Source organism: Marinobacter sp. tcs-11, from assembly GCF_002049515.1.
Lineage (GTDB): Bacteria > Pseudomonadota > Gammaproteobacteria > Pseudomonadales > Oleiphilaceae > Marinobacter > Marinobacter nauticus.
Map to the genome: position 1 here is coordinate 44,824 of NZ_LLYU01000016.1, position 24,429 is coordinate 69,252.

A 24,429-nucleotide genomic window follows, 5' to 3' on the forward strand; every position below is an offset into this window, starting at 1 on the left:
GTACCCACGGCTAATGTTGCACAGGGTATCCTATACCGAGTTATAAATGGACAGGTGAGTGAAGCATGTCGGATAGAGATGATGACTTTTTGAACCACGGCGGCGATGAATTTAATCCGGATGCCGATGAGTTCCAGATCCCGGATGACCCGCACAGCGATGACGGTTTTCTTACTCAGGACGATGAAGGATTCGATCTGAGTGAGGACGATGTTCTTGACATGTCAGGCACCGACGAATCCGATCTGTTTGCATCTGAGTCAGATGAGTTTGACCTTGGTGATGAGCAGCACCAAGACGAATACCAGGAAGCGTCGGAGTCTCCTGGCGATTATGACCTCTCTGATGAAGATGCGGATTCCCAAGAGGAAGCATCTATCGGCTGGAAAGCATGGGTAGGCCTCGCGCTTGTTGCCGCAACAGCAGCGGGCGGCCTTGGCTATTGGGCCATGCCAGACACCGGGGGCAATTCAGCAGCAAGTACAGAGACTCGGCAACTGCCAACACCACCTCCAGCACCAGAACCTCCAATGCCGGCACCCAAAGCTGGCCCCACGGCAAATGCTGGGGTGCCAACGACGCAACAAACTGGCACCGGTTCTCGCCGGGAGAATGGGCCAATTGAAATTAGCCCTTTCCCAGAGCCATCAGCGATCGATGATCGAGTCACAACCCGCGAAGATCTTTCAGATATCCCTGAGCAGATGGCAGGCGTTGAAGCGCCATCACAACTGGATCTACCGGATGAGCCACTTGCGCCGACGAATACTGGTATGCCGCCCAGCCAAACGCCACCGGTAACCGGAAGTGGCGGGAACAACGGTGGCGCCGGCAGGATAGATCTGCCTCCAACGATCTCAGACGATTCGTTTACGAGCGAACAGCCCACCATTCAAGACCCGGCAACGCGCCGTGTTGTGGATGCTGAGCCCGAGTATGCGCAGGCCTTGAAAGAGCAACGCAAGGCGTTCTCTGTATTGATGAATATGACGCAACAGAACGGCCAACAACTGGCGAACGTACGGAACGATCTGAACGGATACCAGCGCGAAACACGTCGGGACCTCAAAGATCTGGACAAGCGCGTTGCGCGCCTTGAGCTGCGGCTGGAGCAAGATTCAAAGGAACAGGCGGTCAAGCACAACGAAACAGCACCACAGGCGGATAAAGTGGCCGACATAAAGACCAAACCCCCGAAGTCGCCGAAAGAAGTGAAACAGCTTCAGGAAACCCTCAAGGCCCTGAACTATCGCCCAGGCCCAGTAGATGGAATTTTCGGCAAACAGACACGATGGGCGATCAAGCGATTACAGCAAGAGCACGGTCTTGATATCACCGGCTGGCTGAACCCTGAAACCCTGGCAGCACTGGAAAACCCGAAGAAGTACAGCGGCTCCTATGCCCAGGACGATACGTCATCCTCAAAGGAACCAACAATTGCGGTAACCAGGCAAGAAAAAGCGGCCGAAGCATTCGGTGAGCAGTGGTTTGTTCGAGGGGTTACGCCCATCAAGGCAATTCTGTATCGGCCGGACGGTATGTCATTTGTGGTCAAGGTTGGCAGCGAAATACCTGGAATGGGCCAAGTCACTGCGCTTGATCCTGAAAAGCTCCACGTAATCACACCAAATGGTGTAATTACGCGCCGGTAAGGACGCAAAAATACCATGTTCGATCTTCAACAAATACTGGACGGGCTGCTATCAAGTGATAGCAACTTCATCTCATACATTGCGAATTTGGCGGCAGAGTTCGGCAAGATCGAAACGGTTTTGCTGACGATCATCGTCCCGGGCGTTGGATTGATGATTTCTGCATCAGCGATTCTGAAAATGATGAAGATGAAGAATCCGCAGTACGCCCAACAGATCAACCCATCAAGCATTGCTTGGCGGGCACTGATAGGTCCCGTGACGATTCTCCTTGTCCCCTTCATGCAGGAGGTGAGCGAGTCAGTATTTGGCGACGACCGAACTGGCGGCAAGGTGCCAAGGGCCATGACGTACTCAGCGGCCATTCAGGGAGCGGCATCCCCGGAACAGGTGATGATGCTCGGTATTCTGGCGTTCTTGGTCTTTGTCGGATGGATCACAGCATTCCGAGCAATGTTCGCGTTTGCCAGATGCGGAGACCCACAGCAAGACGGCTACCAGCTTGCCAAGGCTGGCCTGTCGCGCCTGGCTGCCGCAACGGTCTTAACATTCGCCCAATTTTTCATTGATGACGTTTTTGAATCGGTCACCGGTGGAGCAGGCAAGTTCTCAAGTGACCTCAACCTTTAACCCAAAGCAAAAACCACCCCGTGAGGAAGTACACGATGCAATCTAAAGTGAAACCTAACCGCTTCGGCACCATGCACCCTGCTGACAGGAAGATTGGCGTGCGCGTAGCCCAAATTTGGGCCGCTGTAACACTTACCGCTCTGATCCCCGCGACGGGTCACGCAGCCCTTTCAGACTGGATCATCAATATTGGCAACGAGTTTGCCCTGGCCGTCCCGATCATCATTGCGATTCTCGCTGGCGTGGGCATCGCCATGGCTGGTTTCGGCATTCTTAGCTGGGTATCCGCGAAGAAGAATCAGCGTGAGCCGACATTTCAGATGTACGTCATTATCGGCGGTGTTCTCCTGATCCTGCTGATCCCCTTCGTTGCCGCGGTCGGTGAATCGGTTTCCGGAGAGGACACCGAGAAAGCCATCGAATCTGTAATTTAATCGGCAGGAAAGCCCACCCATGAAGACGCCCCGGCTTTTTTCGACTACGGTTGCTCAAAAACTTCTCCCGCAAACGCTCGGAAAGAAGTTTCAACCATTGGCCATGAAGCTGGCGGCGGCGACCGGACACCAATGCCAGGTGTCCGGCTACCCATACCCCCTCATGAAAAGCGATTCAAGCAGCGGGGGAAGGGCAACCCCCCTAATGATCGAGCCAAGAGATACCGACGAACACGGTCAACCGCTCTCTGCCCGAGCAATACAGGAGCGACTGCAGAAGCTTGGAGTCACACCGAAGACTGTGCAGGTCGTCTGCCCCCTGATTTACTGGTCAAAACACGTAGATCTTGCAATCAACTACAAGCGTGGCAGCCTGATCTTTGCCCCATGGGCCTCACAAGGTGAGCTCATCACGCTTTTTCGAACACTCGCCGTCGCGGATAGCCAGCCGAAAGGCGATCACCATATCCCAACCCTTGGCCGCGCAAGCGAGGCGATGCTGGTGATTGAAGAGGAGATGGGGAACCACGGTATTTTATCGGAAGTCCTGGCACTGCCAGAGGATACTGAGTGGGACGCCCAGGTTTGGCTGGATACCCTCAGACGCCTCCCAGCCCGGGAAAGGCGCATCTACCAACAACGCTTCGCCCAACATCTTCGGTTCTGGCCATCGGCTGACAGTTTTCGCCCCTTGTTTGGATACTGGGGGAGCACAGCACACAAAAATCCCAACCAAGAAGACCGGTCGCCTACCTCGACGGGAAACCCCTGGATCAAACGATACAGCACCTTTTTTGAGCAGGCATTGAGCGAAAATAGCCGCTAAGCCATCGTCCACCCAATTTCCGGTCTGCGAAGTAAAGCAACCTACCCCGCTAGCGTGAGCGGGGGGTTATCATATCTCCATAACGTATCACACAGATACACATAATCTATCCCGATCCCGGAGGATGCTCGATGGCATTTGCAGATCGCAAACTGGCTTTTTCTCTAGCCGCACTGGTCTCACTTACCGCTTGCGGCGGTGGTGGTGGTGACGATGACCGCTCCCTGACGCCAAATGATGAGCCACCCATCAAGCAAGAGGATGAAGGCGATAAGCCAATCCCGAGACTCTTCAGCAATGGTGACCTCAGCATTGAACCCTCGCTGAGCCCCAACGTCCCAGTGGGCATTTACCAATACACCGCCACCAGCGCGAACGGCGGGAACGAAGCAATTGGGTTGGCCATCATTAGCCAAAGCGGTCGCATGGCGTTGGCAATGGAAGACTCTATGGAGTTTGCCCGCATTCAGATAAATGATGACAACCGTTTTGAACAACGGCTGGAGTCGACGTATACCGGGCAAAATGAAATCGCTCGAATCATCCGCGGACGACGCGATACAGGTGTGAGCCCTGAAGCCCTGGCTCGGATTTCCGGCACCATTCTTGAAGAGGCCAGCGGAAACCTCATTCTCAACTACCGCCTTGACCGCCAGCAACCGGACGATCTTAGCCTGACTTCCAGCTCGGCCGCAGGAACGTATAGCGGGATTGGTGAGGATGGTACCGGAACGGTCATCAGCCTTGCTGCTGACGGAACACTTGTAGGCTCAGACACAAGTGGTTGCGATTTCAGCGGCGAATACACCATTCCCGATCCAGCCAAAGATGTGTTCGAGGCTTCATTCCTGGCAGAAAAATGCGGCCCGGCCGTGGGAATCCCCGCTGGCGACAGGGACGGTCATTACTTTGCTGTCGGTCGACTGTCGCAAGACTCAGGCTCTTTGACGATGTTCGGAACCAACGGGGAAATTGGCGTGCGAGTAACGGCAACGAACACCGATCCCGGTGAGGATGAGCCGGAAGAAAGCGCCACATTTTTTACGGATGACTTCGACATTTCTTCATCCGTAGTTACCAGCCTTGAAGCGGGCACATACAGCTTCAACGAGATCCCCATCGAGGCCAGCCAGTCGGACCTTGAATCCGGGATACTCGTGATAAGCGACACCGGACGAATGTCACTCGCAACTGATCGACGCCTGGCCGTGGCCCGAATTGAAGTAAGTGATGTAGACACCTTCCGGACCACCCTGACGCAATCAGAGCGCGCTGGGGCATCACAACAGCCCTCCAATGCGGTTGAGATTTTCGGAACGCCCGATAACGGCGCAACAGGGACATTTAAGCTGGCCGGCTCACTGCTGGGTAGCGACCAGGAGCTGCTCAATCGGTTTAGCGCAGAGCGCATTGAAACGAATGATGACGTGTTTACGGCTACACCGCTTGATCTGCCCACGGTGTCTGGCACTTATTCTGGAACCCGAAACCCCGGAGCCATTACCGCCACCATTACGATCGCAGTAGACGGCACCCTGACAGGATCCGACACAACGGGATGCGTTTACAACGGTGTCACAAACATCACATCACCGGACGCAGGTATTTACGAAATTCGAACCACGGTTGCCAACTGCTCGGCGTCTACAACGGCATCAGGGTCCGAGCGCAACGGCACCTACAACGGAATTGCAGATTTCACTCCAGGTACGCCGGATACGATTCGGCTGACACTAGGGAGCGAGACCAACGTTGAACACCTTGAACTTGAACGCCAATAACCGCGAAAAATGAGGAACATACCCATGAAAAAGCTGATCTCCGCTGCCATTATTGCTGCCGCTACTGGATTCACAGCAACCCCCGCCATGGCTGATAGCCCGGTGTTCTATACGGGGCTCAATATCGGCTGGAATGCCAGTGAAATCGAACTGGAAGGCTCAACTGAAGCAAACAACAACACCTTCGCCGGCGACCAAACCGCCAGCGCCTCGGGCCCGGCATTCGGGGGAATCCTGGGCGTGAAATTTCCAATCTCAACGGGCTTTGTGGGCATCGAAGCCAATGTTGCTGACAGCAGCGCAGAGTACGAGGCCACAGAAACTGTTAACGGTCAGCAAACCCTTGACCAGTCAATCTCCAGTGACCTGGGTTATGGCCTGTCAGCGATCCTGGCGTTTAACGTCAATGCGCACAGCCAGATTTACGGCATCGCCGGTTACCAGATGACAGACTTTGAACTGAAGTCATCCTCCCGGGACCTGGCAAGCGGTGATATTACCAATGATGGCTATGACGACACCCTGGGCGGGTACCGCTTTGGCATTGGCATGGAGACCATGCTGACTAGCGCACTGAGCGCCCGGCTCGAGTGGACGCAAACCAACTACAGCTCAGAAGATTTCGACATCGATATGGCTGACGGCACAACTGAAATGGAAATGAAAAACAGCGAGAACCGAATCACGATCGGTATTATCGGACACTTCTAATCAATTGAGTGGCTGACCAGGGCCGCGAATCCTCGCGGCCCACCCTCATCCAACCGAAACATCCCCCGCCCAGACCTACCCAACCCACCCGAACAACATCCAATTCCGAAACCGAATCCAGAAGAGCGCGCCGCCAGGTGCAAGCGCGGCCGCCTGCCCGCCGAACAGGCGAGCAGGCACAGGAAGCTGTCTAAGCGCCGCGTCAGTATATTGCTCCTGCTACGCTTTCTTCGCAGCATTCGCCGGCACCCCATCAATGTCATCAATGAATAAGTTTCCGCAGGAAGGCTTTTTCGCCACATGAACCCATACCGGCTGTTGCGTCTTGGAGTTTTTACGTTTCTTCATGATCCCGCCGCAATCTACGCACTTAGTCTCTGGGATTGGTTCGGGGATTACGGGCTGACCGTCCACATCGGGGAAGAATTTTACTCCGCAAGCATCTCCATCCCCGCGTTCGGCATGTGCCCAGTACGGTGAGCGACTACCCGTCTTGCTGTAACGACGGATTAGAGTTGCCTGACACTGAGGGCAAGGGGATGTTACCTCTGGAGGGGGAAGGACTGGGGCATCATGCTCATCGTTGAGATACTGAACGCAAGCAGCTGCATGAGCGTCATCAATGTGTACCCAGAACGCCCGCGAGCCTTGAGACCGCCCCTTGCCACGGCCGGAACCTTTGCGGTGCTTTTGGATGATGGGCTGATCGCAGCCCGGGCAGCGGCCTTTCAGCGCTAATGACTCAGCCTCAAGACGCTCTGCAATGTCAGAGGTAAGTTGGTCACTAACGGGACGGACAAGCCCAACGTAGGACATTGAACCTCGGGCCACCTTGTCCAGAGATGCCTCGACAGCACGGGTATAGGTGTAGCTCATAAAGCTAAAGCGAGACAGGGCATCAACGATGTAGTATCCCAGCTTACCCGGGACAAAGGCGGGAGACTTCCCAGAGCCGGGTTTAGGCTCGATGTAAGAGCGATTCTTAATGTTCTCCATGATCTGTGCGTAGGTTGAAGGACGCCCAATCCCTTTCGCCTCCAGCGCCTTAATTAAGGTCTGCTCATTATATCGTGACGGTGGCTCTGTCGTTTTCTGGACCGCCGCCACGGAACCGTCATAGATGCGACCTTGCTCAAGCAACGGCAGGGGTGTGTCTTTTGATTTGATTCGCTCAAGCTTCGCGTAGGCGCGCCACCCCTTTTCCTGAACAACGCTTCCCTTTGCCATATACATGGGATTCACCGGCCGACCACTTAAACCTGGCACTCGACGCTCGGACTGGAAGACATATTGAGTGACGGCATCTATGCCATTGGGCATAACACTCAGCATGGCCCGCTCCCGAATTAAGGAGTAGACATTCTTTTCGGTATCAGTTTGCCCAGCAGTTGCGGCGCTCACATCCGTAGGCCGTATGGCTTCGTGGGCCTCCTGAGCATCACCTTTTGATTTGTGCCTTACCACTTGATCAGCAATCGGAACACCCTGACCAGAAAGGTAGGATTGGATCTTGGCGATACCCTCGTCGGACAGGTTTGGTGAGTCTGTCCGATGATAGGTGATAAGACCTTGCTCGAAGAGGGTTTGGGCGGCAGCCATAACCTCTTTTGCGGAGAGCCCAAATATTTTCCCCGCAACCCCCTGCAGATCGACTGTTGTAAAAGCAGACTTCGGCTTAACAGCATTTGGTTTCTTTTCGACCTTCACCAATTTCACTCGTTGCGGCCCTGCGAATGGCTGTGCATCCGAGGCTTTCCAGAGCCGCTCATCTTTTGGGACGAAGGGAGTCATATCAAGAGAAGCAGATACATTAGGATGGCCGGCCAGTCTTAGCGTGCACACGTTGTAGCCACGAGGCTGAAATGCTTGGATCTCGCGCTCACGATCGACCACGAACTTTACCGCAACGGACTGCACGCGCCCGGCACTGAGGGAAAGGTTCGCCTTACTGGAAAGGGCAGGGGATACCTGATAGCCAATCAGACGATCCAGAACGCGCCTGCTTTCCTGGGCAGCCACCAACTTCATATCAATACGCCCCGGATTGGCCATGGCCTTCATAATGGCATCCCGGGTGATTTCCTGGTAGCTCACACGTTTCACATCATCAGGCAACCGAAGCGCTACTTTAAGATGCCAGGCAATCGCTTCCCCCTCTCGATCAGGGTCAGTAGCAAGGATTACCTCGTCACTCATTCCGGCAAGCCGTTTAAGATTGCTGACGACCTGGGATTTACCTTCGGATACCACATAAGTGGGTTTGAGCGTTTCCAAATCCACACCAAGGTCCCGGGGCGGTAAATCCCGCATATGCCCAACAGATGCAGCTACACGATAGTTCGAGCCCAAGATGGTCTGAATCTTCTTGGACTTAGCCGGAGACTCTACGATAACCAGTATTTGCCCCATCAGAATCCTCCTGCGAATAAAAGCGGCCCACCCACACAGCACATGGGGTGTTGTAGAATGAATTGAAATCTGAAATCAGTTTAACACTAACCAGGGTAACGAACGGTTATGGACGCGCTTAAACGTGCAATGGTTGTAGGGCTCTCGGCAGGCCTCTTGTTTGCGGGTAGCTCAAGCTCTATGGCGGCATTCGAGATCAAGAAATCAAAGATGCCGGTGCAAGAACCGGCGAAGGCCGCTGCGGTATTCGATGAATCCGAGTTTTCAATGTGGGTCGACAACTCGTACAAATCGGTCATCACTTATGGCGAAGTACCCAGCCTCAATGAAGCGCCAAGTTACGGCGACAAAATGCCGTTGTCGGATGCCCTGAAAGTGCTCGCCCCGGACGAATGGAAAGTTATGCGGGCGAAGGATTTGGACCTGGAAGGCCGGTTGGCTGTGTCCTGGGATTTACAGAAGGCCACCTGGGTTGATGCCTTGGCCAACCTCGGTGAACGACACGGCTTGCAGTTCCACATTGATTTCAATCGCAAGCAGGTGTTCGTCAAGAACGGCCGGAAACTTGTTTTTGATCGTCCCGAGCAGATTGGGATTGAGGAAACCTACCCGTCCGCCACCGCAAGTCGGGTGTTCGATAAACACGGAAACGTCGAAGAGATCGTCGCGCATCAGCGAGTGTCCACAAAGTCATACGTCAACCTGAACGACGAAAACCCTGATCAAAGCGTGTTTACGCTCAAAAAAGGGGAAAGCGCCAAGCTTGCACTGGAAGACCTCGCCCTGATTTTTGGATACGAGAAATTCCACTGGCTGATGGTCGATCAGCGCGTATCGCAAACACAAACCTACATTGGCGATGCCCACCACATTATGGGCCAGGTGGTATCTGGCTTCTCCGGAAGAATGTGCCTGTATGAAGCCGACAAAGTAGCTGCCGTAATCCCAAGAAATATGGAGTGCCCTACCAATGCAAAAAACTAAATCGATGCTGGCAGTCAGTCTGTGCGTTGCCATTTCCGGGGCACCAATGATGGCACTGGCCTCTGAAAAAGATGCGGATAAGCCCGCCGTGGAGGTCGTTGAAGGTGCTTTTCCGGGTGAATTCTCTTCTGATGCGCTGTTTGAAATTGCCCCCATGGCGCGAACCGAGGAAGTCATCACCTACAAGATTAATAAGGGCGAGAAGTTGCGGGAAGCAATGACGCGCTGGACCACAAAAGCGGGTTATGAGCTGGTATGGCAGCCGGCGCCGGAGGATGGCGACATCATTTTTGCTGCCGATATGGCATTTACGGACACCTTTGCTGATGCAGCGGATTCGTTTTTCGAGGTGGTGCGCGCACAAACCAAATTTGACGGGAAGCTGCACTCAAACAAGGTGCTTCGTGTCTTTGTCGCTAACGCCAAGCGCTAACAGGATTCCGATATGAACCCTATCAAAACGTCATTATTTGCGGTTGTCACCAGCATCACGCTGGCCGGTTGTGCTGCATGGATGCCCGAAACCAATGCTGATCGCCCCAAGCACATGCCAACGCTTGAAAAGCTGCAGGCCGAGTTGCTCAAGTTGGAACAGGAGGCATCAAAGGGCAGCAAATTCAAGGATGACAGTCCGTGGCTGGTGGCCAAACACGTTGGCGACTACCAGAAATACGATCATCTGGAAGGCCAAAAAATCACCATTGCACAATATGGGAAAACATTGCCCGAAATGGTGGTGCGCCTTTCAGAAGAAATGGATGTCAACATTTTCCTGGCGTCCGACCTCTACCTTAACCGGGAAGGTGCCGCGAACCAGGGTAAGAAGAACCAGTCAACTCAGAAGCAGGGCAGCGAAGGTGGTCCACGCTCTATACGCCAACCTGAGATTATTGATACCTCCAATGTGATGACACTGTTTGGAGCCACATTCGGCGGAAACAGTGGCCGTTTTGATGATCCATTAAGCGCAGAACTCACCGTTAAGAGCGAAGGGCAATCCGCATCAGATCTGCTCGACAATATCGCAGCGCAACTTGGCATCAGCTGGAAGTATGACGAGGTCCGGAACCGCGTGACGTTCTACCGGCTAGACCAAGAGAACTTCCAGGTATTCTTCCCGGGCATCGCAGAAGCTGAGATCGACGTTGGCCGGTCGGGTGATCGAGATAGCGTTATCCGTCAGAACGCCTCTTATGAGAATGAATCCGGCTCGTGGGAAGAAATAGCAGAAGGCGTGCAGGCCCTGCTGAGCCCGTTCGGCAAGGCCACGATTGTAAAAGGCACCGGCAACATTGTCGTGGTTGATACGCCGGAAGCAATGGAGTCCGTAACCGAGTACATCGAAAAGGTAAACGATGTGTTTGGCCGTCAGGTGTACCTGCAGATACGAACAGCTGCTGTCTCTGTTGAGAGCGCCAACGATTTTAATGTGACCTGGAACAACATCCTTAATACGGTGAACAGCGGTGCGTTTGAATTGTCCTCTCAGACGGCCGAGGTACCAACGCAGAACCTTCCCAACGTATTCAATGTAATCCGCACCTCGAACGGTGCCTCCCTTGCCCTTGAGCTGCTGGCCTCCGAGCTTGAGAGCACAGAAGTGAACGAACAGGCGGTAACCACATTATCGAATCAGCCAACGAGCCTGAAAGTTCTGACCGAAACTGGTTATATCAGCGGTATCTCACAACAAGACGCCACTGTTAATGCCGATAACCTGGTAAGTGATGTTCAGACGGATACGGTAAACATTGGCTTTGACGCCACACTTCTACCACGGGTGATCTCGGAATCCCGGCTACAGCTGCAAGTAGCCCTGGAACTGTCAAGCAATCTTACTCTGGTCAATTTCGACAGCACCATCGTTCAAACGCCAACGCGTGATCGCAACAGCGTGGTGCAACGCGCCTGGCTGCGCAACGGGGAAACGTGGGTTCTGGCGGCATTCAATTCCAGCAAATCATCCAACCAGGAGCAGGGTACAGGTGATCCGGGTTTCTGGGGACTTGGTGGTGGCACCAGCAAGAGCAAAGAAGAACAGATCCTTCTGGTAATGATTACACCGCACATTCAGGAAGGGGTGTTCTGAGATGCCGGAAATTCTGCTTAACGGAAGTCCGGAGTATGCCAAGAATATCCTGACGGACATCGAGTGGACCATCCTGGGCTCCAAGGAGTTCAGGAAGGCAAAGCCAGAAATGAGAACACAAGGGCTGGAATTTCTGGCCCTAACAAGCACCAGCTCCCAATCCAAGGACATGGTGAATATAGGCCAGATTCCGAAGGCTGAACTGCCCGAATCCGGCAAGGCTGTATCTTTGGCCGCTTGGCTCGCCCACACATTCCGAAGTGGAACCATCCTCGCTTTGGAGGAAGTGGAACAGCGTCGAGAAGAGACAATGGCGTACTGGCTGTGCATTGTTAATGATGGCCAGGTTGTCATTGGCACGGACACTCTGATCGAAGACTGGGAGACCGTCGTTACAATGGCGGAGAGCACGCTTGAGGCTCTTGGCGCTGATAACGTCGGGTACATTGGAGAAGCTGCTCGCAACCTTCCATTCAATACGGATGCCCGAGATTGTCCTGTGCTGGCGGAAGCACTGACCAAAAGCGCTCATCAGAAAGCGATCATTAAGCGAACAAGCAATAGCAATTTGACAACGATCCTTACCGTTGGCTTGCTGGTGTCGTTTGTGGCCGCCGGCGGCGCTTGGTACGGCATCATGTACGGATTGGATGGCGCAGAAACGGCTGAGCAAGCAGAGAAGCGACGGGACCTGCAGCGCAAACGCGCCCAAAACGAATTTCAAACCATCCTGAACGAAACCGGAGGGATGAATGCAGCAGGACATACCCTCGCATCCATTTGGATCAGCCCCATCAAAGACACCCCAACACAGATCGATGGATGGAATCTGCAGTCAGCCGTTTGCGCTGAAAGCAGCTGCAAGCTGACCTATTTAAACTCAAACCTCACTCTGCCTGCCGACATCAAAGCAACAATTGGGGGGTGGTGCGATCAGCTAGCAATATCGGCAGACGGTACAACAGCCGAATGCGACATCCAATACGTCGGAAAGCCGATGATTGTGAGCCAGGAACCCAGCGGCCAAATCTACGAAACCGACATCAATGAGGCCTTGCTTGATCAGTCCGAAATAGATCGGTTTCAGGGTGAATTGATGAAAATTGCTCGACTGGGCCCCGGTACCGCGTACGCGATCAACGAACCCGCCGAATACCCATTCCGTGGAAGCCGCTTCTTGCCTCTTGTTGAAATGTGGAATCAAGGGGAGTGGGGGCTGACATTCCCCGCACGTTACTGGAGCGCTGTTACATCCATGCTCCGCAGCTTCAACGGTATCGCTGTTAAAACTGTTTCCATTAACTGGGGCGCCCAGGTTGTGGAGCTTAATGGCCTTTATATTGCCAAGAAGGAAGGTATTGAATGAAACGTCAAAACCGCATTAGCACAATTATCTTCGGTACAACCTTGATCACAGGTTTGGCGGTGGGCGTGCCGGCCAATGCTCAAACCATCGGTGAAGTCATCGAGCGCCAGCATGACCTGGCTGACCTCGACCACAGGATTGAAAAAAACGAGCGCCTGATAAGACTCCAAGAACAACGCGTGGAATTTGCAAGTGTAGGCACTGCGAAACAGGAAAAACAAAGAGCCCAAAGTCAGGGAAATACGCAAACCGAATATTTCGGTCAACGCCCAAACCAGGCAAATAACCAAGGTCAATCCGGCCAACCGCACGAGCTGGCCACGCCCGAGAAAACTCCGGAAGAAAAGCGAAAGGAGCGAATCTTGAGCCGGCTTGATAACGCTGTATTAGCGGAGGCATATGTTCCCAAAGGGGAACCCTCGAACAAGTTAGTTGGAGTAATCAGCGTTGATGACCGGGGTTTTCTGGTAAAGAAAGGCTCTGTCATTGATGGATGGAAAGCGATTTCAGTTGAGTTGGACCGCGTCATCTTTGAAAACCAAGAGTTTTCAGCACGCAAAACCGTATTTCAAGCGCAATAACAGGTAAACGGTAGTCTATCTATGTCAAAGCAACGAATCCCGCTAGGCACGGTTCTGCTGAACAAGGGCTTGATCGATAAACGAACCCTCGAAAAAGCGCTGAAGATGCAAAAGCAGAAAAAGAATGAAGGCCGAGCAATTCCGCTGGGTGAGCTGCTGGTGCGCGCGGGAAAAATCACCAAAGAACAGCTGGAAGATGCACTCAATCGGCAAAGTAAGCGGACAACAGAAGTTCTGCGCAGCCGATATGAAATCGATGAGATACACGGACAGCTGACGATCCAGAGCCTCGACACAACAACGGGGAAGCCGTTTGTTGAGGAAGCATACTCGAATGCAATCCAGGTCGCCGAAAACCTCAAGAATGAGCCGGTAATCCTCGTGACGCCTGAGTTCCAGGCGGAGGCTCGAAACGTAATGATGACAATCCGTCAGCGCGTTCTCGGAGCCTACGGCAACAGTAATGGTCAGCCGGCACTCCCCCAGATTCTGAAAGTCACCCCCGATCTCCTTGATCTGTATCGCACGAGCGTTCACGACCCCGCGCAGAGCGCCCCGAAATCAGATGTTGAGAGTGAGTTCGAGGTTCTCGTCAAAAAAGCTTACGAGATGGGGGCCGTTGATCTTCACTTCTTCCGGAAAGTAGATGTTTGCACCGTTCGCCTTCGGATTAACGGCTCACTCAGAACCTTTGCGGAATGGAGCCCCGAAAGAGCGGATAAAATCATCAGTGTTGGGTTCCAGAGCTTTGGTAAAGGCTCAAAATATAGCAATTGGAACCAACGGCAGCGACAGCGAATCCGAATCAAGATCCGTTACAACCAGCACATCACGCTGGATTGCCGGTACGAACACGCGCCCGGTGACGATGGGGCCTATCATACGTGTGTCCGGATACTTGGAAATGATAAGAGGGAGGTCAGCAAGCAAATTGACTTGTGCGATCTCGGGTTTACGCGCAAACAGCATTATGCACTTGAAGCGGCGGTGAGCGAGCCTTCCGGTCTGGTCATTCTTGCCGGGCCCACCGGCTCAGGTAAATCAACGACCATGGCCGGCCTGATCAAATTCATCAACCAGAATAACGATGTCAACGTGTTGACGGTTGAAAGCCCCATTGAGCGCGAATTACCCGCCTTTCAGACCAGCGTAAGCGATGATGAAGAAGGCAACCAAAATGAGTTTGCCCATGCGATTAAGTCCATGCTTCGCCGCGACCCCGATGTCGGCATGGTTGGAGAAATCCGAGATCACATGAGCGCATCAGCAGTCGCTAGCGGTGTTCAAACTGGTCACATTATGCTGAGCACGGTACACGCCCAGTCAGCCATCGAGATCGTTGAACGCTTGGCAAGCCCGGCCATGAAGCTGACGCCGGACACGATCGGCTCCCCCTCATTTGTTAATGCCCTGGTATTTCAAATGCTGGTCCCAACTCTGGATCCCAAATCAAAGGCCCGCCTAACCCGCGAGAACCTGGATGACTACATGGAACCGCGACAGAGAGAGCGCTTTCTAACCCTCTTTCCGGATTTCCATCAGAAAGAAATCTATGTCCGCGGCTCAAGCGATCAGCATCCGGAAGGCGTCAATGGTATGACAATTTGCGCCGAAATCGTCATTCCTGATGATCGAATGCGAAGCCATTTCCGCCGCCTTGAACTGGCAGACGCTCTGCGATACTGGAAGTCCTTGGGCGTGGGCGAGGCCAACAAACCCCTCGATGAGCGATTGACCGGCCTAACAGCATCGGAGCACGCAATCCTGAAAGTAGAGCAAGGGCTGGTGGATCCCCGAGACCTGGAAGCATATTTCGGCCACATGAATATCCTCGCTGCGAAGCGCAAAGATGTAGCGGCTAATCTCGATAGAGCGGAGGCCGCGTAATGAGCTTCATGGAAGGGTTTTCGAAGAAGATACCCGCAAGCCGGCGAGTTGACCTGTACGGCTTCCTGATCACGCTCATTAAAAGTGGCTTTGATATACAGGGAGCAACTGGTGAGGTTGCAAAAACACTCGAGAAACAAGCTGATCAGGTAATTCTGGGGAAAGGGGAGCTCCTGAGCGCTGCAAAGATCTATCGTTATATCGAACAAGAGCAGCGCCAAGGGCGAGCCCTCCACCTATCGCTCGCCGGCCGGGCACCCGATGCGGAAGTCATGATGCTCATGGCGGGCGCTGAGGGGGACATCATCAATGGATTGAAGGCCGCTCAAGCATCCGCCGTATCCGGCGTGGAAATGCGGAAAAAGATTCGGAAAAGCCTAACGTATCCTTTCGGGATACTAATGGTTGTGGTTTTTGCGATGAACTGGCTCGGCAACAACCTACTGCCCGTCATGGCGAAACTAAAACCGGTGTCACAGTGGGCGCCAGCAGAGCAAACGCTTTATTGGGCTACCACAAATGTCGGAACATGGTTCCCTGGCTTGATCTTCGCAATGATTACGATCGCCCTTGCCACGCATACGATCAATCGACTGGTAGTCGGCTCGGTGCGTGAAAGCATACATGGACTCCCACCTCTTAACGTAATCCGCAAGATAACGGCAGCCACAATGCTTAGCACTCTATCGTCACTGGTTAGAGCGGGATTGCCGGTGCTTGGCGCTCTATTAGCTATGAGGGATGCGACCAACAGCACTTACATGCGCTATTACCTCGACTACGCAGTAAATAACATGCGATCCGGCGTTGCGCGCCAAGGTCCCGGTAAAGCGATCGGCTCCAAGCTGTTTTCCCCCTGGGTTATGGTGAAACTGGATATCTACAGCCGCGCAAGTGGCGACTCGTTTGCTCAAACCATGTCCGAAATTGCGGGTGACGCAACAACCGAAGCGATGAGCTCCATAGAGTCACTATCTCGCTGGATTAATATCTTTCTCATGATTGGTGCGGCAGTAGTAATCGGATTCACCATCATCACCATGTATGGAATTACAAGCGACATGCAGTCCGGGCTCACATGAGCACGCGCTGCAAAAGTGATACATCGTAGATCTCACGGTGTAGTACAGAATAGAAGAACATTGCTCAGTCCGGTATGCTCCTGCGGTAAACTACAAGTATCTCGTCTGGTGCGTCACACAATGGATGAAAAGCCGAGATAAATGGTGATCCGTAGGGTTCATGCCCGGACATTTACTTGTAACAGAAGGTGCAACATGAAAATGAATCATCCAGCGAAGAAGAACAGCCAACAAGGCTACACCCTTATCGAAACCCTTTTGGTTGCGGGCATTTTGGCAATCGTAATCGGCTCAGTGGTCGGACTGGCGCTCAGTTCTAGCGCATCCCAGACCGCACGAGCTGAAGCGCAAACCATAGATTCGGCGGGCAATAAACTGAAGTCAATCTATGGCGGCCGCCCGAGTTACGCCGGCTTGGACACCGGTGTTGCTCAAGATCTCCAGATTTGGCCCGAATCAATGGGCGATCCGGCCATGAATCAATTTGGTGGCGCCGTGGCGGTTAACACGCCGCCTGACTCCCCCAAAGGCCCGGCCGCAAACGGCTCCAGACAATTCCAGATTGATTGGGAAAGCGTATCAGCTGACGCATGCCCGGAATTGGCCTCCGCGCAAACAAGTGCGATCGGCGTAGACATTGATGGCGTTGAGGTGTTTAACCGCGGCGTTAGCGATCTCGATGTTGCCGCAATCAGTGCGAACTGCGACGACGGCGTGACGGTCAGTTTTATCTACGGCAAGTAATAAAGGTGATTAAGCGGTCATGGAGGACCGCTTGACGCAAAAGGCAGACAAACTATGAAGCCCAAAGCCATTACATCGACGATGAGCCGCCAGCAAGGCTTCACGATGATCGAAGTCGCCGCTGCATCAGTCATTGCCGTTGGCATTAGCGCAATGATTGCGCTCTCGCTGGCAGATGCAAACCGCGCAAGGCAGAGGGCAGCTGACGCAGCCCAAATGGCGCAGTATATCAATGGAGTTGCCGCCTACATGAGCGCCCAAGGCTCGGTAGCGCCAGCCACACTCATTCGAAATGGAACCGACTGGCTCAAGTCAGTGGACTGCGGCGGCTTGCAGCCTGCGGACAACTTTTATCTTCCCTGCAACATTCCAACTGACTTCAACAACGACAACGGGATAGGAGCACCTCGCGTTACGTTCGACTGGGGGCAGCCCAGAGCGCCATCCGCTGACATTCAATTTGGACAGATCCTGAATGATGCCGGCGAACCTGATCCACCGACTGCCGCTGTGTTTGTAGAGGAAATCAACGCCCGCCTGGATACTGATGGCTACCAATTTGCCGAGGCATTTATTGTCGATCCAGCGATAGCCGATGGCGCGACCGCTTCCGCGGAATTGCAACAAGCCAATCTTCGCGCATTTGTGGATATGGCCATCGAGAGCACGACGTTCGTTCGCCTTGACGGCAACTCAATTATGCGGGGAGCCCTGATTAACGAGAACGACACCTGGGCAATCATATCCAGGGACGAAAACGGGGTAGAGAATGCAGAGCCCGCGGACCCCACCGCGTCGATCAACACGAATGATGTTTATGTACGCTCGGTTGACGCCTGGACTTCCGAGACGCACGAGTTGGCGGAAGAGGCATACCGAATAGCTGCACGCGCTCCTATCTTCGTATCGAATGTGCGGTCAGGAACAACGATCAGCAAACCCACGTGCCCAGCACCATTGGTAGATCGAATTTCAGCGGTGCCCGCAGGTTTTGTTGGTGGCCCGACACCGACAGACCCTCGATTTATTGCCGGGGCGAGAACACGAGTTATCGACAATACAACCAGCTACACCGTCTGGCTGGACATCCTCTATGACGGAGAAGCCAGCTTCCAAACTGTGGCCGCTCCACCGGATCCACAGAACACAATGGGCCTGATTAACGTAACGGTTAAATGCTCGGATGCTTGATAACAGGGAGAAGCAGCGATGCCCAACACACCCCGCCAAAAGATAGTCCTGACGGTGGCGAGCGTCATGCTCGCCTTTTGTGCGTCTGGACACGCCAGCGAAGATGCTGGCACAAAATTCCTTACTGATTATGAAAGAGGGGAGAATAGCCAGGGCGATCCTGTGGCTTCAGGAAATCGCCCCGCTCTTTGGGAGAACGTCGACGCCGTTGGCGCCCGGCCTGACATTGAGACCTTTGGATTATCAAGCCCAGAACTCGGTCAGCTAGATATCCCGAGCGGCATCGCTGCGAATATTTCAGGAAGCCTGCAGTCTATGTTTGAGCGTCTGAGTCAGAACGAGGCGTTTCTGGAGTTCTATGATCGAGTCCGAGAAGACGGAACAAACCGTGACGACGTAAATTATGGGCATGAAGGCGATTTAACAGATCTCGAATCCCGAGGTGATGAGCTTGCAGAGATTCTGCAGCCAGAACAATAACCCTAACATCGTCAGCGATATTGAAGCGCTCATTAACCTTGCGCTGAACCGGACAAAATTGAGGCCGACCATGAAAAAAGCTTCTCTACTTACAATAGCTGGACTTCTAACGTTATACCAGGGAGCCGTATCGGCGGAAGCAGAGCCTGGAATTAGCGAGGAACGCGGAAAACCCTGGAAGAACTTGATTTCCGAGAGTTCAAACAACACCGTTAAAGTACCTGATATAGAGCGTAACGCTGAAGTTGTGAATGCGAGCGGGCTAAAATCGACGTGGGAACGCGCTCAAACCAACCCTGATTTCATCTTGTTAGCCGACCAGATTCAATCAAACGATGAACGATTGGCCGATGCCGAACAAAGAATTGTAGACCTTGAAGTCACAGTTGGCATCACGAATGATAGCGGCGACATTGTCACAGGCGGTGCAGGAGCAACCCCCTCACTGCGAGTAGTGTCCATTATCGTTTCTGACGACCCGCTAACGTCCTCTAATGGGCTGGAAAAATGTCGAACCAAAATCGCACAAGAGGCGGGCGTTAGCATAGACTCTGTTCCTGGAGCAGCTGTTGAACCGCTAGCATTCTCCTTGCCCTCTCCAATGTGGCAATGCGGCCCACCAGGGACGACTACAAATGAATGCAGCGTCATTCAAAATGATCGCTGGCAACACGTAGCGTTCCTCAATGAGTTTAACTACACCACTTCCACATCAAGGACGATTTGGCGGGGAGGTGGAACGAATCTTGATGATGGATATGCAACGCCCCAAGCTCAGACTTATGACACAGTAACGTTTTGGGGGAGCCCAACGACGCGCTTCGGAAAATCCACATATCAAAACGGTGTATGGACACCAGATACATTTGATATGACAGATATTCGAGATGACGCTGGCGCAGCCATAACTGAATATCGTTGCACCGGAACAGTTGGCGGCTAACTGAAGCTTAAACAAACCTCAACGTCCAACCCAGGGCCAACGACCACCGAGTCTGGATCGATGGCCTTGGGATCAAATATCGTCACAAACTTTGCCAGCCCAACCGTGGTCTTAACGTCATAAGCAATGGCGGTTGCTTGGTCATAGGGCGGCGTAGCCACAAGGCGATCCAGAAGATGCATATTTTCGGAGGGTGCCCGGGGAAATTTCTCGGGCGGCTTCCCTTCTTCTGCCAGCCAAGCGTTCCACTTCTCGTTTATATCACTCATCATGTCGGAAGAAGCTCGGGAGGGGAGATTGATGAAGTGACATTCATCGAGGTCTTCGATCTTCAGCTTCTTTGGGTTCCAGCGCCCAATGCTCACCTTGAAACTGACAATTGCCAGACTCCCTTGCTCGGACACCTCCAGCATAGACGCTCGAAGCACATTGGAAGACCCACGGTGGCCATATAAGACCGTCAATCCGTTTTTTGGCAAGGTCATCCCGGGAGGTTGATAGAAATCCGGCTCACCAAGAACAACGGGGTCCGGAACCTGATCCGGGTAGCGAAGAACACTGATGGCACCGATTTGGCTCGACTGGTTTTCCTTTTCGCTCACCGTCTATCACTCTAGTTTATGGTCTGAGGCACTCTAATAGTATGACTATCAGCCAAATACGCCGCCACCACAAGCAACCACATAAAGATTGCCCATCGGTAGTTTGTGGGCGAATTGTACCCGCAAAGTCTAAATTTGTGAAACATAGGGACACCTAATTCAAAAATGCATCCCGGTACAATACAACTATGGATGACAACTAGAATGATTACAAACCTGAAAGGGTATCAAAACTTGAACAGTCAGTTTCCATGGTATAGTTAAGTTGAGTTTTGATTTCGTAGAGACAGCATAGTTCAAGGACATAATCGTGATGCGCTCAACACCGAAGGCAGCCTCAGGAAAGGGCGGTGGATTCGCAAATCCATCTGCCCCGATCGATGGAAGCTATATAAACATTCTTTCGTCATTCCTGGATGCCACAACCGACCCGATGACCAGTTCATCAGGCCTGACTAACGTGGACCTTGCGTTTCTACTGAACATTCCTGCGCAACAATTGCCATTACTTCGGTCAGCGCCATCATCCATGGACGTGACAGACCGTAGAGTGCAGAGAAACGTACCGGCATCAGAAGGATCCCGGACGGCCGGGCAGAGTATTAAGTGTATTCGGCCCTATCATGCGATTTTGGTCCGTTTGTATCTGCGCCACCCGGAATACGCAACACTGATTCCGCCGCGCCCCTCAAGCGCCGAAGTGTACGAACTGATACAACCTTTCATGCGCCCCGCAGGTCAGCCGTGGAACAACCCCGAAGAATCGCGCCGGCGCTGGTTCGCACAGCTGTTCGGCCGCTCGCTGATCATCAGTTACAAAATGCTGGCCAATGACCCCACGGTGCAGGCCAACCGGAACAACAGCAGACCGGTGACTCACCTGCAGACGCTGATCATGCTGCGCTTTGCCGCGGAGTTCCGTGCAACCTACGCCGATTTCAGAGAGAAGTATCTGCCGCCAGAGGAAGCAAACAACCCTCTGTACATCCCACAAGCACAAAGCTGGGACATTCTTCATGAACGGGACAGCCTGACGGATTGGATGGATGATGGCATCTACGAATCTTTCAGCTATGAGCTCACTAAGCGCTGGTCAAATTGGTGGGACGGGAAGTACATGAAGACCCTGGAAAGGGAGGCACGAAGCCGGAACCTGGACCTGGAAGACGTACTGAAAACAGGGCAATGGAAAATGGACGACGAGGTTTCCAGCTTCAAGGACTACCCATCCGACGCCATGCCAATCACGGGAGCCGATAGCAGCCTGCTTACATCCTTCCGAGGCTTTACAGGGCTATCCAGCTCCGAGTTCGTGTGGCTGCTTGGAATATCGCCCAAAACCTTTTTCATGTACCGGAAGCGGCCCAACCAGCGCATTGATGCGTCAGTCAGCATTCTGATGCGCCACCTGTACCACAATCCGGACGACCTCGATCTTTTCATTCGCATACCCCATGAACCGGCCGGCCTCCTTGAGCGGATTCAGGCGATCGATCCGAAATTCGAGCGCAAGCATTTCGGCGTACTCCTTGGCGCCGGTCCGGTCGCCGGTTACAACATGACCAAGGCTGATTCAATGGTTCCAGCGTTTGCCAGGCGAGCGGCGACCCTGCTGGCCCGACACCTGGATACATCGGACGATATCTATTGGCACCTGCGTGAAGCGGCCGAAGCCGAAGCAAAGGCCCGAGGGCTCTCCGCATCACAACTCTGGGATAATGGAACCTGGCACCCAAGCGGCCACGATGACTCCGAAGACGATGACAGTGATCAAGATGACTTTGGAGATGATTAATCTGGGATAAGGAATAACATGATGACCGGCGCCACAGAGAACGATGTTCAACAAACCAATGAGCACTCCATGGCCATCCCCGAGGCGTGGGAAATGACACGTGCGCCGATACAGCTCAACCTGGTCGATACCGAAAGCCAACTGGACAATTTGTCAGCCAGCGAGCGAGAACAACTTTGCCACAGCCTGCTTGGCGACCTAAGAAGAACCTACCGACTTCTCACCCAACAGGCGACGCGGGTACGCGAGCGTGTTATGGCGGATCGACTGCAAGGAGATGCCGCCGTAATGAGCCGCCCGCACGCGGGCGATAGTGACACAGCCCGCGCCATGGCACTGGCTGCGATCACAGACTGGTTCTATCAGGATGGGCAGGATGAAAAAGAGACGTCAGTCTACATGGGCGCCGTAGCTGCGTCCCACGAAACTATTGGGGCGATCACAGAGCTTAATCGCCTAAAGGATCAGTTCAGCGAAGGAATGGGTAAGATTCGAACCCTTCTGGGAAGCGAAGACGGTGCCACGGAGCTAAATGCAATCTATGCCGCACTTGCGCCAAACAACCCCCTCAACGTTCGAAGGAAAGTGGTGGGCGCTATGGTGCGGAACTGCATTCACCCACGACTCAATATCCGTCAACTGGTTCGTCAGGTACCAGCGCTACCGGTGTGCCCCGACAGAATCCGCTGGAATTGGACGCGTACCCCGTCGACAGTTCGCGTAACCCGGGAAACCTTGCTTGAGATTCTGGAATCTAAACAGGATATGGCAGCCCGATACGACCTGGAAAGAGTGGCCCAATGCACGGATCCGGAATATAGCTGGGAGAAAGGAGTGTCGGAGGATTGCAGGATGGGAGCATTCTGCAAAAGCGCAACCCTGGATGATGATTGTAGCTGGCAAACGAAGAACGTTAGCTTCAAAGGCCGGTTGCCCATTTTCTATCTGGCGCCACGACTGGCACCGTACATAAAGAACCCCAAACCAAGAAAGAATCTTGCAACCCACAAACTGAAGCCACAAATGATTATGGGCGAATCAGAGATGGCAGCACACCAGAGAAAGGGTAAGACGGAAAAACAGTCGTTTTTGGAAAGCATGACGGTACGAAGATACCTTGCGTATTCTATGAACCAGTCTGCCCGGATGAATGGTGAGCTCCAGCAATCTCATCAGCCAATTTGACACCAGCCCGATTCACCATAAAGACCAGGCGATCAGCCATCCCCCCTAGATCGCCTACTTCTAGCTCACCGGTATAACAATACATCTCCACATCAAGACGAACCACGAAAACGCTACACACGGATGGCTCGTAAGTCGATTTCACAATGAGCGCTTGAACACTCTCGGTTGAGCCAGTAAAAACTCCCCAGGCCAAGCCAAAAGATTCATCAATGAGTGCGTTAAGCAGGGTTTCCGGCTCTGGGGAAATTGCAGCGCTCCGGGGTATGGGGCGTCCGACATCCAATGCAACAGCTTCGAACACACTAACGCCAGCTATCGGGATCATATGCCCATCCGGAGAACAAGCAACCGCAAGATTAGGTCTCTCTAATAGGTTCTCAAGATGAGGGTAGCGAGGCATGGTGTAGCGGACGACCCCCTCTTGATTCAATGACAACAATGCATTGTTGAGAGTTTCGAGAATTGCATGGCGATCTGTAGCTCCCGCCCGGGCAAAGGGGTCATCCTCGTCTTTGAGGATGGTGTTCTCATGGATGGCCTGGATCAGCCTCATCATATCAAGAGCGATAGAGAATGCGGATTTTCTGGCGTATGCCGGAAAAGGGTTTACCTGGTAGACATTTCGAACATGCTGCATCCAACCATTCAGACGCGAGGTATGTTCTCGAAGTTCCAGTACGGTAAGGGGAGGGGAGTATGGGGAACTACATTCGAGATATTCATCAAAGGGCTGATGAAGCACCGTATTACATAGAGCCGCCAAATGGTTATCCAGGATACCCCGAAGCGTTGAAACAGGAACATCGTCAGAAAGCAAAGCCCGCAAAAGCCGGTGATGACCAAAGCGGATCACGCCGAGATATTTGCTTTGTGGGTGACCATCCACACGATAGGAGAACAGCCCGGTTTTTAAGTGGCGTGTCAGAACGTCACGATGGAATGCAGAGGTTTCTGCAAGTTCCAGAAGATTGAGAACGGAACGTTCGCTCAGGTAACGCTGATATCCACTTCCAAACGCCCCAAAGGCCAAAACAGAGATCCTTATTTGGTTGCT

The 24,429-nt window shown here is 53.1% G+C and carries 22 protein-coding genes; 19 read left to right on the top strand and 3 right to left on the bottom strand.

All coding sequences use genetic code 11. The annotated features are described in order from the left end of the window. Positions 1-65: 65 nt before the first annotated feature. The 6 genes from ARC85_RS15185 (at position 66) to ARC85_RS15210 (ending at position 6,034) form a co-directional block, all read left to right on the top strand. Positions 66-1,652 (top strand): peptidoglycan-binding domain-containing protein, encoded by a 1,587-nt coding sequence (locus ARC85_RS15185; protein ID WP_011783308.1) that lies wholly within the window; start codon positions 66-68, stop codon positions 1,650-1,652. Positions 1,653-1,667: 15 nt separating this feature from the next. Continuing rightward, entirely contained in the window at positions 1,668-2,282 is a 615-nt protein-coding gene (locus ARC85_RS15190; protein ID WP_011783307.1) for a hypothetical protein, read from the top strand. Between the two features lie 35 nt (positions 2,283-2,317). Then, positions 2,318-2,716 carry a hypothetical protein gene (locus ARC85_RS15195; RefSeq protein WP_011783306.1) on the top strand — a complete coding sequence of 133 codons (399 nt, stop codon included), beginning with the start codon at positions 2,318-2,320 and terminating at the stop codon, positions 2,714-2,716. A gap of 19 nt (positions 2,717-2,735) precedes the next feature. Further along, the gene (locus ARC85_RS15200) at positions 2,736-3,542 is read left to right on the top strand and encodes a hypothetical protein (RefSeq protein ID WP_011783305.1); all 807 of its coding nucleotides are present in this window, start codon (positions 2,736-2,738) and stop codon (positions 3,540-3,542) included. Positions 3,543-3,673: 131 nt separating this feature from the next. Beyond that, entirely contained in the window at positions 3,674-5,323 is a 1,650-nt protein-coding gene (locus ARC85_RS15205; protein WP_011783304.1) for a hypothetical protein, read from the top strand. Between the two features lie 24 nt (positions 5,324-5,347). Next, entirely contained in the window at positions 5,348-6,034 is a 687-nt protein-coding gene (locus ARC85_RS15210; RefSeq protein ID WP_011783303.1) for an outer membrane protein, read from the top strand. 219 nt (positions 6,035-6,253) lie between these two features. Here ARC85_RS15210 and ARC85_RS15215 read toward each other — a convergent pair whose 3' ends face one another. After that, positions 6,254-8,443: a type IA DNA topoisomerase gene (locus tag ARC85_RS15215; RefSeq protein WP_011783302.1), complete on the bottom strand. Its 2,190-nt coding sequence runs from the start codon at positions 8,441-8,443 to the stop codon at positions 6,254-6,256. A gap of 108 nt (positions 8,444-8,551) precedes the next feature. On the opposite strand from ARC85_RS15215, the gene ARC85_RS15220 reads away from it, so the two are divergent. The 11 genes from ARC85_RS15220 to ARC85_RS15270 all read left to right on the top strand — a co-directional run bounded on the left by ARC85_RS15220 (position 8,552) and on the right by ARC85_RS15270 (position 19,790). Continuing rightward, positions 8,552-9,427, top strand: coding sequence for a hypothetical protein (locus tag ARC85_RS15220; RefSeq protein ID WP_011783301.1), 876 nt, complete (start codon positions 8,552-8,554; stop codon positions 9,425-9,427). 46 nt (positions 9,428-9,473) lie between these two features. Further along, a complete protein-coding gene (locus ARC85_RS15225; protein WP_041657284.1) occupies positions 9,474-9,860 on the top strand; it encodes a TcpQ domain-containing protein in 387 nt (128 codons plus the stop codon). 12 nt (positions 9,861-9,872) lie between these two features. Next, positions 9,873-11,516, top strand: coding sequence for a secretin GspD/PilQ domain-containing protein (locus ARC85_RS15230; RefSeq protein WP_011783299.1), 1,644 nt, complete (start codon positions 9,873-9,875; stop codon positions 11,514-11,516). Between the two features lies 1 nt (position 11,517). Further along, on the top strand, positions 11,518-12,882 hold the full coding sequence (locus ARC85_RS15235; RefSeq protein ID WP_011783298.1) for a type IV pilus inner membrane component PilO: 1,365 nt from the start codon (positions 11,518-11,520) through the stop codon (positions 12,880-12,882). Further along, positions 12,879-13,463: a hypothetical protein gene (locus tag ARC85_RS15240; protein ID WP_286715334.1), complete on the top strand. Its 585-nt coding sequence runs from the start codon at positions 12,879-12,881 to the stop codon at positions 13,461-13,463. Before ARC85_RS15235 ends, ARC85_RS15240 begins: the two co-directional genes overlap by 4 nt. A gap of 21 nt (positions 13,464-13,484) precedes the next feature. Next, complete coding sequence (locus ARC85_RS15245; protein WP_011783296.1) at positions 13,485-15,350, top strand: GspE/PulE family protein; 1,866 nt, start codon at positions 13,485-13,487, stop codon at positions 15,348-15,350. Beyond that, a complete protein-coding gene (locus ARC85_RS15250; protein WP_286715336.1) occupies positions 15,350-16,432 on the top strand; it encodes a type II secretion system F family protein in 1,083 nt (360 codons plus the stop codon). Before ARC85_RS15245 ends, ARC85_RS15250 begins: the two co-directional genes overlap by 1 nt. Positions 16,433-16,627: 195 nt before the next feature. Then, positions 16,628-17,176, top strand: a complete 549-nt coding sequence (locus ARC85_RS15255) for a type 4 pilus major pilin (RefSeq protein WP_236079012.1) — start codon at positions 16,628-16,630, stop codon at positions 17,174-17,176. A 54-nt stretch (positions 17,177-17,230) separates the two neighbouring features. Then, positions 17,231-18,367: a prepilin-type N-terminal cleavage/methylation domain-containing protein gene (locus ARC85_RS15260; RefSeq protein WP_041657287.1), complete on the top strand. Its 1,137-nt coding sequence runs from the start codon at positions 17,231-17,233 to the stop codon at positions 18,365-18,367. Positions 18,368-18,385: 18 nt separating this feature from the next. Then, positions 18,386-18,847, top strand: a complete 462-nt coding sequence (locus tag ARC85_RS15265; RefSeq protein ID WP_011783292.1) for a hypothetical protein — start codon at positions 18,386-18,388, stop codon at positions 18,845-18,847. Next, positions 18,813-19,790 carry a hypothetical protein gene (locus ARC85_RS15270; RefSeq protein ID WP_041657290.1) on the top strand — a complete coding sequence of 326 codons (978 nt, stop codon included), beginning with the start codon at positions 18,813-18,815 and terminating at the stop codon, positions 19,788-19,790. Before ARC85_RS15265 ends, ARC85_RS15270 begins: the two co-directional genes overlap by 35 nt. Here the strand turns inward: ARC85_RS15270 and ARC85_RS15275 are convergent. Further along, positions 19,787-20,392, bottom strand: a complete 606-nt coding sequence (locus ARC85_RS15275) for a hypothetical protein (RefSeq protein ID WP_011783290.1) — start codon at positions 20,390-20,392, stop codon at positions 19,787-19,789. The genes ARC85_RS15270 and ARC85_RS15275 overlap by 4 nt on opposite strands. Before the next feature lie 640 nt (positions 20,393-21,032). Between ARC85_RS15275 and ARC85_RS15280 the strand changes: the two genes are divergently transcribed. Further along, entirely contained in the window at positions 21,033-22,187 is a 1,155-nt protein-coding gene (locus tag ARC85_RS15280) for a hypothetical protein (protein ID WP_041657292.1), read from the top strand. Positions 22,188-22,205: 18 nt separating this feature from the next. Further along, positions 22,206-23,372 (top strand): hypothetical protein, encoded by a 1,167-nt coding sequence (locus tag ARC85_RS15285; RefSeq protein WP_011783288.1) that lies wholly within the window; start codon positions 22,206-22,208, stop codon positions 23,370-23,372. Here ARC85_RS15285 and ARC85_RS15290 read toward each other — a convergent pair. Beyond that, positions 23,314-24,405: a hypothetical protein gene (locus ARC85_RS15290; RefSeq protein WP_011783287.1), complete on the bottom strand. Its 1,092-nt coding sequence runs from the start codon at positions 24,403-24,405 to the stop codon at positions 23,314-23,316. The genes ARC85_RS15285 and ARC85_RS15290 overlap by 59 nt on opposite strands. Between the last annotated feature and the right edge of the window lie 24 nt (positions 24,406-24,429).

Excerpts from the sequence above, each read along its gene's own strand:
- ARC85_RS15185 (WP_011783308.1), top strand. The coding sequence starts at position 66 with ATGTCGGATAGAGATGATGACTTTTTGAACCACGGCGGCGATGAATTT.
- ARC85_RS15190 (WP_011783307.1), top strand. The coding sequence starts at position 1,668 with ATGTTCGATCTTCAACAAATACTGGACGGGCTGCTATCAAGTGATAGC.
- ARC85_RS15195 (WP_011783306.1), top strand. The coding sequence starts at position 2,318 with ATGCAATCTAAAGTGAAACCTAACCGCTTCGGCACCATGCACCCTGCT.
- ARC85_RS15200 (WP_011783305.1), top strand. The coding sequence starts at position 2,736 with ATGAAGACGCCCCGGCTTTTTTCGACTACGGTTGCTCAAAAACTTCTC.
- ARC85_RS15205 (WP_011783304.1), top strand. The coding sequence starts at position 3,674 with ATGGCATTTGCAGATCGCAAACTGGCTTTTTCTCTAGCCGCACTGGTC.
- ARC85_RS15210 (WP_011783303.1), top strand. The coding sequence starts at position 5,348 with ATGAAAAAGCTGATCTCCGCTGCCATTATTGCTGCCGCTACTGGATTC.
- ARC85_RS15215 (WP_011783302.1), bottom strand. The coding sequence starts at position 8,443 with ATGGGGCAAATACTGGTTATCGTAGAGTCTCCGGCTAAGTCCAAGAAG.
- ARC85_RS15220 (WP_011783301.1), top strand. The coding sequence starts at position 8,552 with ATGGACGCGCTTAAACGTGCAATGGTTGTAGGGCTCTCGGCAGGCCTC.
- ARC85_RS15225 (WP_041657284.1), top strand. The coding sequence starts at position 9,474 with ATGATGGCACTGGCCTCTGAAAAAGATGCGGATAAGCCCGCCGTGGAG.
- ARC85_RS15230 (WP_011783299.1), top strand. The coding sequence starts at position 9,873 with ATGAACCCTATCAAAACGTCATTATTTGCGGTTGTCACCAGCATCACG.
- ARC85_RS15235 (WP_011783298.1), top strand. The coding sequence starts at position 11,518 with ATGCCGGAAATTCTGCTTAACGGAAGTCCGGAGTATGCCAAGAATATC.
- ARC85_RS15240 (WP_286715334.1), top strand. The coding sequence starts at position 12,879 with ATGAAACGTCAAAACCGCATTAGCACAATTATCTTCGGTACAACCTTG.
- ARC85_RS15245 (WP_011783296.1), top strand. The coding sequence starts at position 13,485 with ATGTCAAAGCAACGAATCCCGCTAGGCACGGTTCTGCTGAACAAGGGC.
- ARC85_RS15250 (WP_286715336.1), top strand. The coding sequence starts at position 15,350 with ATGAGCTTCATGGAAGGGTTTTCGAAGAAGATACCCGCAAGCCGGCGA.
- ARC85_RS15255 (WP_236079012.1), top strand. The coding sequence starts at position 16,628 with ATGAAAATGAATCATCCAGCGAAGAAGAACAGCCAACAAGGCTACACC.
- ARC85_RS15260 (WP_041657287.1), top strand. The coding sequence starts at position 17,231 with ATGAAGCCCAAAGCCATTACATCGACGATGAGCCGCCAGCAAGGCTTC.
- ARC85_RS15265 (WP_011783292.1), top strand. The coding sequence starts at position 18,386 with ATGCCCAACACACCCCGCCAAAAGATAGTCCTGACGGTGGCGAGCGTC.
- ARC85_RS15270 (WP_041657290.1), top strand. The coding sequence starts at position 18,813 with ATGAGCTTGCAGAGATTCTGCAGCCAGAACAATAACCCTAACATCGTC.
- ARC85_RS15285 (WP_011783288.1), top strand. The coding sequence starts at position 22,206 with ATGATGACCGGCGCCACAGAGAACGATGTTCAACAAACCAATGAGCAC.